This is a genomic window from Pseudomonas sp. NFACC16-2 (assembly GCF_900119205.1).
In the GTDB taxonomy this organism is placed as follows: Bacteria; Pseudomonadota; Gammaproteobacteria; order Pseudomonadales; family Pseudomonadaceae; genus Aquipseudomonas; species Aquipseudomonas fluorescens_Q.
Window position 1 is genome coordinate 1 of sequence record NZ_FPIX01000091.1, and the last position, 1,045, is coordinate 1,045.

The following is a 1,045-nucleotide window of genomic DNA, read 5'->3' on the forward strand; positions in this document are numbered from 1 at the left end:
ACACGGTCAGCACCACCATTACCGGCGCGACCGGTGGCAACTTCGAAAACCTGGTCCCGAGCACTACACCTGCGGTCACCACGATTACTGATTCGCCGGATGCCACTGGCCTGACTCTGACGGCCAGCAACACCATCACCGAAGGCGGCCAGATCACCTACACCGCCACCCTGACCAACCCGGCCCAGACCCCGGTGACCGTGACCTTGAGCAACGGCTCGGTCATCACCATCGCGGCTGGCCAGACTACCGGCACCGTCAGCGTCGAGACGCCAGCTAATGACGTCTATAACAACGGCAGCACGGTCAGCACCACCATCACGGGTGCGACGGGTGGCAACTTTGAGAATCTGGTGCCGAGCACCTCGCCTGCGGTCACCACGATTACCGATTCGGTAGACACCACTACCGTGACGTTGACTGCTACGCCGACCGTGAATGAAAACGGCACCATCACCTACACCGCGACCCTGACCGATGCCAACGGCAATCCGGTCACCGCGCAGAACGGTCCTGTGACGGTCACGCTGGACAGCGGTAAAACGATTACCATCGCAGCGGGCGCAAGCTCGGGTGTACTCGATGTCGCTGTGGGTAACGATGTTTACCAAGGCCCGACCACCGTCACCGAAAGCATCAGTACCGCCACTGGCGGTAACCTGGAAGCCATCGCCCCGAACACGGCGCCAGTCAGCACCATCGTCAGCGATGTCAACGACACCACCAGCGTGACGCTGACCGCCACACCGACCGTGAATGAAAACGGCACCATCACCTACACCGCGACCCTGACCGATGCCAACGGCAACCCGGTCACCGCGCAAAACGGTCCTGTGACGGTCACGCTCGACAGTGGTAAAACGATCACCATCGCGGCGGGCGCAAACTCGGGCGTATTGGACGTAGCCGTTGGCAACGACGTGTACCAAGGCCCAACCACCGTCACCGAAAGCATCAGTACTGCCACGGGCGGTAACCTGGAAGCCATCGCGCCGAACACGGCTCCAGTCAGCACCATCGTCAGCGATGTCAACGACACCACCAC

General features: G+C 61.4%; 1 protein-coding gene. It reads left to right on the plus strand.

All coding sequences use genetic code 11. The annotated features are described in order from the left end of the window. Positions 1-1,045: immunoglobulin-like domain-containing protein (locus tag BT116_RS30015; RefSeq protein WP_139271921.1), on the plus strand; the 1,045-nt coding region annotated here is incomplete at both ends.